Annotated in this window: 1 protein-coding gene; it reads right to left on the reverse strand. The window is 74.2% G+C overall.

Features of this window, described 5'->3' with window-relative positions:
- Positions 1 to 8,649, reverse strand: an 8,649-nt coding sequence (locus tag BZY54_RS14815; RefSeq protein WP_143668054.1) for a type I polyketide synthase, incomplete at both ends; no start/stop codon positions are given.

Below are 8,649 nucleotides of genomic sequence, written 5' to 3' on the forward strand. Positions count from 1 at the left end.
GACACGCCGCTCACCACGCCCGGCACGCCGTCCGCATCGCCCTCCGCCAACGCGGTCAGCCCCCGCAACATGGCCTCACGGTCGCCACCCACCACGCACGCGCGATGCTCGAGGTGGGCCCTGGTCGTCGCCAGCGAGTAACCGACATCCACCACATCGCCAGAGCCGGCCCCCACATCCACCAAACGCCGGGCCTGCGCCGCCAACGCCTCCACCGACTTCGCCGACACCACCCACGGCACCACCGCAGGAGCGACCACACCACCCTCCGCGACCGCCTCCCCCGGCGCCTCCTCCACGATCACATGCGCGTTCGTGCCACTCAGGCCGAAGGAGGAGATCGCGGCGCGGCGCGGCCGGTTCCGGGCCGGCCAGGGGCGTGCCTCGGTGAGCAGCCGGACGTGCCCGGCCTCCCAGTCCACCTCGGGCGACGGCTGGTCGACGTGCAGGGTCCTGGGCATGACCCCGTTACGGAGGGCCATGACCGACTTGATCACACCGCTGACGCCGGCGGCGGCCTGGGCGTGGCCGATGTTCGACTTGATGGAGCCCAGCCACACGGGGTCGTCGGCGGAGCGCCCCTGCCCGTAGGTGGCCAGCAGCGCCTGCGCCTCGATCGGGTCGCCCAGCCGCGTCCCCGTGCCGTGGCCCTCGACCAGGTCCACGTCGGAGGTGGTCAGGCCGGCGGCGGCGAGCGCGCGCTGGATGACGCGCTGCTGGGAGGGGCCGTTGGGGGCGGTCAGGCCGTTGCTGGCGCCGTCCTGGTTGATGGCGGAGCCGCGGATCACCGCGAGGACCCGGTGGCCGTTGCGCTGGGCGTCGGAGAGGCGTTCCAGGAGGAGCATGCCGAGGCCCTCGGCCCAGCCGGTGCCGTCGGCCGCGCCGGCGAACGCCTTGCACCGGCCGTCCGGGGACAGGCCGCGCTGCTGGCTGAACTCGATGAAGATCTCCGGCGTCGACATCACGGTGACACCGCCGGCCAGCGCCATGCCCACCTCGCCTCGGCGCAGCGCCTGGCAGGCCATGTGCAGGGCCACCAGGGAGGAGGAGCAGGCGGTGTCGACACTGACGGCGGGGCCTTCCAGGCCGAGGGCGTAGGCGACGCGGCCGGTGAGGATGGACGCGGCGGTGCCGTTGCCGAGGTAGCCGGCGACGTCGTCGGGGATGTGCCGCAGCCAGGTTCCGTAGTCGTGGTACATCACACCGGCGTAGACACCGGTCTGGCTGCCGCGCATGCTCGTCGGGTCGATGCCGGCCCGTTCGAAGGCCTCCCAGGACGCTTCGAGCAGCAGCCGCTGCTGCGGGTCCATGGCGACGGCCTCACGCGGGCTGATCCCGAAGAAGGCGGGGTCGAACTCGGCGGCGTCGTAGAGGAATCCGCCTTCGCGGGAGTACGTCTTGCCGGGCAGGCCGGGCTCGGGGTCGTAGACGCCGTCGGTGTCCCAGCCCCGGTCGGCGGGGAAGGCGCCGGTGGCGTCGCGGCCCTGGGCGACGAGGTCCCACAGGTCGTCGGCGGAGCGCACCCCGCCGGGGAAGCGGCAGCTGATGCCGATGACGGCGACGGGTTCATCGTCGGACACGGTGACGGGCGCGGCGGCCGGGGACGTGGTGTCCTGTGAGGTGCCGCCGCCGAGTTCGGCGTCGAGGAGGTCGGCCACGGACCGCGTGGAGGGGTGGTCGAAGACCAGGGTCACCGGCAGCCGCAGGCCGGTCGCCGCGTTGAGCGCGTTGCGCAGTTCGACGGCGGCCAGGGAGTCGAAGCCCAGCTCCTTGAAGGCGCGGTCGGCGCCGACCGCGTCCGCGGAGTCGTGGCCGAGGACGGCCGCCACGTGGCCGGCGACGAGGTCGAGGAGGGTGCGGGTGCGCTCGGCGGCGCTGAGCCCGGCGAGCCGGGAGGCCAGGTCGCCGCCGCCCTGCGGAGCGCTCGTCGCGACCCGCCGGGTGGTCGCGGGGCGTGCGGTGCCGCGCAGCAGCGGCGGAGTGTCCGTGCCCCGGGCGTGCAGAGCGGCCCGGTCGACCGGCAGGGGGGCGAGCAGGGCGTGCGGGGTGCGCAGGGCCTCGTCGAACAGTTCGAGGCCTCGCTCCGCGGGCAGCGCGGGCAGGCCGAGTCGCCGTGTCTTCTCGAGGTCGGCGTCGGTGAGTTCACCACCGAGGCCGGTGCTGACGGCCCACAGTCCGAAGGCGAGCGAGGTGGCGGGCAGCCCGGCCGCGCGGCGGTGGGCGGCCAGGGCGTCGAGGAACACGTTCGCGGCGGCGTAGTTGCCCTGCCCGGCGGGCAGGACGAGCCCGCCGGCCGAGGAGTAGAGCACGAAGGCGCGCAGGTTCACGTCCTTCGTCAGCTCGTGCAGATGCCAGGCCGCGTCGGCCTTGGGCCGCATGACGGCGTCGATGCTCTCGGGGGTGAGGACGCCGATCAGGCCCGGGGCGACGACTCCGGCGGTGTGCACGACGGCGGTCAGCGGGTGCCGGCCGGGTATCTCCGCGAGGAGCCCGGCCAGCGCGTCCCGGTCGGCGACGTCGACGGCGGCGACACGCACCTCGGCGCCGGACTCCTCCAGCTCCGCCCGCAGTTCGGCGGCGCCCGGGGCGTCCGGGCCGCGCCGGCTCGTCAGCACCAGGTGCCGCACGCCGTGCTCGGCGACCAGGTGGCGGGCGATGAGCGCACCCAGGCCGCCGGTGCCGCCGGTGACCAGGACCGTCCCGTCGGTGTCCCAGGGCTCGCTCCCCTCGGGCACCAGGGCGGGGAGGAGCCGAGGGATGAGGAAACGGCCGTCGCGCAGGGCCAGTTCGGGTTCACCGAGGAGGGCGGCGGCAGTGGCGAGGCGGGCCGCGACGTCCTCGGCGTCGGCGGGCGTGTCGCTGTCCAGCAGGACGATCCGCCCCGGGTTCTCCGCCTGGGCCGCCCGCACCAGGCCCCACACGGGTGCCTGCGCCAGGTCCACGTCGGCGCCCTCCGCGGTGGCGACCGCGTTTTGGGTGACGACGACCAGGGTGGACTCCTCGGTGCGCGGGTCCGCCAGCCATCCCTGCACGAGGGCGAGCACCCCCGAGGTCACGGAGCGCATCGCGTCCAGAACGTCACCGCGCGGCGTGGCGCACGGAGCGATCACGACCGGGGGCGGCGCGTCCGAGCCGGACAGCCCGGCGAGTCCATCGGCGCCGATCACCGCGTACGAGGGCGGCGTCCCGTCCGCCGGAGCCGGCACCGCAGTCCATTCCAGGCGGTGCAGATCCTCCGACGGTGTGCCGTTCCCGGCCCGGAGCGCCTCCGGGGAGACCGGCCGGCAGATCAGCGAGGCGACCGTCATCACCGGCTGTCCGGTGCCGTCGGCGACCACCATCACGGATTCCTCGGCGCCACGGATCCGGCGGACGTACACCCGTAGGGCCGAGGCCCCCGAGGCGTGCAGCGTCACACCGTTCCACGCGAACGGCAGCAGCGCCTCCGTACCGCCCTCGCCGTGGTCGACCAGCACGTCGACGTGCATGGCGGTGTCCAGCAGGGCCGGGTGCATGCCGTAGCGGGCGGCCTCACCCTGCACGCCCTCGGGCAGGGCGACCTCGGCGAACAGCTCGTCCCCGCGCCGCCAGGCGGCCGTCAGGCCCTGGAAAGCGGGCCCGTATCCGTAGCCCCGCTCGTTCAGCCGTTCGTAGGCGCCGTCCAACTCGACGCGGGTGGCGCCCGGCGGCGGCCACTGGGTCAGGTCCGCCCCGTCGACGTGCGCGGTGCCGGAGGCCAGGAACCCCGTGGCGTGCCGCGTCCAGGGCTGCCCGGGGAGGTCGTCCCGGCGCGAGTGGATGCTCAGGGCGCGTCGGCCCGACGCGTCGGGCGGACCGGCGACCACACGCAGGGCGGCGCCGCCCCGCTCGGGCAGCACCAGCGGCGCCTCCAGGGTGAGTTCCTCCAGCAGCGGGCACCCCACCTGGTCACCGAGGCGTACGGCCAGCTCGACGAAGCCGGTCCCCGGCAGCAGGACGCTGCCGTGCACCCCGTGGTCGGCCACCCAGGGCTGCCCGGCCGCCGAGAGCCGGCCGGTCAGGACGACGGAACCGTCCTCCGGTGACTCCACGGCCGCGTTCAGGATCGGGTGGTCCACCGGCTCCAGACCGGCCGACGCGAGATCGCCCGCGTTCGCGGGCACGTCGAGCCAGTAGCGCTTGCGCTGGAACGCGTAGGTGGGCAGGTCCAGGTGGCCGGTGTCCCGGCCGCCGAGCACCTCCGACCACACCACGTCACCACCACGCGCCCATACGGCACCGACACCGGCCAGCAGCTCACGCGGCTCGTCCCGGTCCCGGCGCAGCAGCGCGACGAACGCGGTGTCCTCGCCGGTGACGGAACCCTGCCCGAGCGCGGTGAGCACGGAATCGGGGCCCAGCTCCAGGAACGTCCGGACACCGGACTCCTCTGCCGCACGGACGGCATCGGAGAAACGGACCGCGGCACGGACCTGGTTCACCCAGTACTCCGGAGACTGCCAACCGGTCGCCGACTCCCCCGTGACGGTCGAAACAGCCGCCAACTCGGGCGTGCGGAACGTCAACTCCGCTGCCACAGCGCGGAAGTCGGCCAGCATCGGCTCCATCAACGGACTGTGGAACGCATGCGACACCGACAGACGACTCGTCTTACGACCCATCGCGGAGAAGTGCCCACAGATCGCCAGCACCTCGTCCACGGCACCCGAAACCACCACCGACGTAGGGCCGTTGACCGCGGCAATGGAAACGCTCTCGGTGAGCAGGGGCAGGACCTCGTCCTCCGACGCCTGCACCGCGACCATCGCCCCACCCTCGGGAAGCGCCTGCATCAGACGCCCACGAGCCACCACCAACCTGGCCGCATCCGCCAGCGACAGCACCCCTGCCACATGGGCAGCGGCCAGCTCACCGATGGAGTGACCCACCAGCACATCCGGCCGCACCCCCCACGCCTCGACGAGGCGGAACAAGGCCACCTCGACGGCGAACAGTGCCGGCTGCGCATACCCCGTGGCGTTCAACGCCCCCGGATCTTCGCCCCACATCACCTCACGCAACGGACGATCCAGATATCGATCCAGCTCAGAGGCCACCTCATCCAGCGCGGCAGCGAACGCGGGGAAGGCGTCGTACAACTCCCGGCCCATGCCCAGCCGCTGAGCCCCCTGCCCCGTGAACAGGAAACCGAATTTGCCTTCCCGCACGCTGTCGGCGCCGACGAGTGTCTCCAGAGCCCTGGCAAGCTCCGCGCGGTCCGCGCCGACGGCGACCGCGCGGTGTTCCAGGGCCGCTCGGCTGGTGGCGAGGGCGCGTGCCGTGGCGGCGAGTCGGTCGTCCGACAGGGTGTCGAGGAAGGCGACGAGCTTGTCCGCCTGGCCACGCAGGGCCTCCGGGGTGTGGCCGGACACCACGAACGGCAGCACCGCCGGGGCGACAACAGCGCCGTCTGCGACCGGCTCCTCCGGCGCCTCCTCCACGATGACGTGCGCGTTCGTGCCGCTGATACCGAAGGACGAGACGCCGGCCCGGCGTGGACGCCCGACCGTCTGCGGCCACTCCCGGGCCTGCGTCAGCAGCTCCACCCGGCCCGCTTCCCAGTCCACCTGGTCGGAGGCCGTTTCCGCGTGCAGGGTGCGCGGCAGCACACCGTGCCGCATCGCCATCACCATCTTGATCACACCCGCCACACCCGCGGCGGCCTGCGTGTGACCCATGTTCGACTTGACCGACCCCAGCCACAACGGCTCACCCGAGACCGGACGCTCCTGCCCGTACGTCGCCAGCAGTGCCTGCGCCTCGATCGGGTCGCCCAGCCGCGTCCCCGTGCCGTGCGCCTCCACCGCGTCCACATCGGCGCCGCCCAGCCCGGCGTCCGCGAGGGCCGCCCGGATCACCCGCTGCTGCGAGGGACCGTTCGGCGCCGTCAGACCATTGCTCGCACCGTCCTGGTTGACGGCCGTGCCCCGGATGACGGCATGCACCCGGTGCCCGTTGCGGCGGGCGTCCGACAGCCGCTCCAGCAGGAGCAGACCGGCACCCTCGCCCCAGCCGGTGCCGTCGGCGTCGGCGCCGAAGGACTTGCAGCGGCCGTCGGCGGCCAGGCCCTGCTGGCGGGCCATGTCGGTGAAGGTGTCCGGGGTGGACATCACGGTGACACCACCGGCCAGCGCCAGGGTGCACTCGCCCCGGCGCAGTGCCTGGGCAGCCCAGTGCAGGGCGACCAGGGAGGAGGAGCAGGCGGTGTCGACGCTGATGGCAGGGCCCTCCAGGCCCAGGGTGTAGGCGACGCGGCCGGAGACGACGCTGGCGAGGCTGCCGTTGCCGTGGTAGGCGGCGACGTCCTCGGGAAGCGGTCCGAGCCTGAGGCCCCAGTCGTGGTACATCACACCGGCGAACACGCCGGTGGGGCTGCCCTTGACCGAGTGCGGGTCGATGCCGGCGCGTTCGAAGGTCTCCCAGGCGACTTCGAGGAGGAGCCGCTGCTGGGGGTCCATGGCGTGGGCCTCGCGCGGGCTGATGCCGAAGAAGGCGGGGTCGAACTGGGCGGCGTCGTAGAGGAACGCGCCTTCGGTGGAGTAGGTCTTGCCGGGCTTGCCGATCTCCGGGTCGTACAGGTCGGTGGGCCAGCCGCGGTCGGTGGGGAAGGGGCCGACGGCGTCGGTGCCGTCGGCGACGAGCCGCCACAGGTCCTCGGGGAGCATGACGCCACCGGGGTAGCGGCAGGCCATGCCGATGATGACGATCGGGTCGTCGTCCGGGGCGGCGTGCGGTACGGGGGTCGCGGGGGTGGCCGGGACCGTCTGCGTGGCCTGGCCGAGCAGCCGGGTGACGAGGTTCTCGGCGAGCGCGGTGGCGTTGGGGTGGTCGAAGGTGAGGGTGGGGCTGAGGCGGAGTCCGGTGACGGCGGAGAGCCGGTTGCGCAGCTCCACGGCGGCGAGTGAGTCGAAGCCGGTCTCGGCGAAGGCGCGGGTGGCGGTGAAGTCGTCGGCGCTGTCGTAGCCGAGGGCGGCGGCGGCCTCGGTCCGGACGATACGCAGGACGGTCTCCAGCCGTGCCCGCTCGTCGAGTGCGCGCAGGGTGTCGGCGAGCGTCGTGCCCGCGGCGGCCGGTTCGGAGGCGATCGCGGCGGCGCGGCGGACGGGTCGGCGCACCAGGGCGCGCAGCAGGGTGGGGATGTCGTCGGCGCGCTCGCGTACGGCACGGTGGTTGACGCGCACCGGGACGACGGCCGGGGCGTCGTGGGTGAGGGCCAGGTCCAGTCGTTCGAAGTTCTCGGCGAAGGTCAGGGAGTCCAGGCCGAGGCGTTCGATGCGGGCCAGGGCCGCGTCGTCGAGGGTGGCGCCCATGCCGCCGCCGCCCGCCCACAGGCCCCAGGCGAGGGAGGTGACGATCTGCCCGGCGGCGGCGCGCCGGGCGGCCAGGGCGTCGAGGAAGAGGTTGGCGGCGGCGTAGTTGGCCTGGCCGGCGCCGTCGAGGACGGTGGAGGCCGAGGAGAACAGCACGAAGGCGCGTAGCGCGTGGTCCTGGGTGAGTTCGTGCAGATGCCAGGCGGCGTCGACCTTGGGCCGCATGACGGCGTCGAGCCGTTCCGGGGTGAGGGCGGCGGCGAGTCCGTCGTCGATCACCCCGGCGGCGTGCACGACGGCGGTCAGCGCGTGCCGGCCGGGTATCTCCGCGAGGAGCCCGGCCAGCGCGTCCCGGTCGGCGACGTCGACGGCGGCGACACGCACCTCGGCGCCGGACTCCTCCAGCTCCGCCCGCAGTTCGGCGGCGCCCGGCGCGTCCGGGCCGCGCCGGCTCGTCAGCACCAGGTGCCGCACGCCGTGCTCGGCGACCAGGTGGCGGGCGAGACCGGCGCCCACGCCGCCGGTGCCGCCGGTGATCAGGACGGTGCCGGTGGCGTCCCAGGGCTGCTCGCGGGGTGTCTCAGGCTGGGGTACGGCGGCCAGGCGCGGGATGTACGCCTGCCCGTCGCGCAGGGCGATTTCGGGTTCGCCGGTGGCCAGTGCGGCGGTCAGGGCGGCCTCGGACGCCTCGGTGCCGTCGCTGTCGACGAGGACGAAGCGGCCGGGGTTCTCCACCTCGGCGGAGCGAACCAGTCCCCACACGGGTGCTTGGCCGAGGTCCACGTCGGCGCCGGGCGCGGCGGCGCCGCCGCGGGTGACGACGACGAGCCGGCTCTGGGCGTACGGCTCCTCGGTGATCCAGGTGCGGACGACCTCCAGCGCCTGGGTGGCGACGGCGCGGACGGCGGCCGGGACGTCACCGTCGGGAGTGGCGGGGACACGGTAGAGGACGCTGCCGGTGACGGCGGGGGCGGTGGCGCCGACGAGTCCGGCCATCGTGGCGAGGTCGATCGCGTCGGCGAGGTCGATCGGTTCGGCGTCCCGGTCCAGCGCGGTGCCGGGCAGCGGGAGCGGCTGCCACTGGACGCTCAGCAGCGGGTCGCGGCGGGCGTTCTTCAGCTGGTCGCCGGAGACGACGCGCAGCAGCAGCGAGTCGACGGCGGCCACCGGCCGGCCTGCGGGGTCGGCGAGGGCGACGGCGAGTTCGTGGCGGCCCCGGGCGGTGATGTGGACGCGGACGGTGGCGGCGCCGGTGGCGTGCAGAGTGACGCCGTTCCAGCAGAACGGGATCCAGGTGCCCTGGAGGTCCTCGCCGGCGAGG

Source organism: Streptomyces carpinensis (assembly GCF_002154505.1).
In the GTDB taxonomy this organism is placed as follows: Bacteria; Actinomycetota; Actinomycetes; order Streptomycetales; family Streptomycetaceae; genus Streptomyces; species Streptomyces carpinensis.